Genomic DNA, 232 nt, shown 5'->3' on the forward strand with positions numbered 1-232 from the left:
ACCACGTCGAGCGCCTCGCCGACGACCACGCCCGCGCTCGCCGCACCGCCGCAGCGATGGCCGAGGCGGCACCCGGTTTGGTCGACCTGGCCACCGTGGAGACCAACATCGTCATCGTCGACGTCGCCGCGGCAGGCTGGACGTCAGCGGCGTTCGTCGCCGCGGCCCTCGACGCGGGGGTCCGTGCCTACGCCGTGTGCCCGGGCGCGGTGCGCCTCGTGTGGCACCTCGA

Annotated in this window: 1 pseudogene; it reads left to right on the top strand. The window is 75.0% G+C overall.

Features of this window, described 5'->3' with window-relative positions:
- A pseudogene (locus ACR9ZK_RS23715) lies at positions 1-232 on the top strand (low specificity L-threonine aldolase); the annotation flags it as partial.

Source organism: Monashia sp. HAY1-5C (assembly GCF_056755255.1).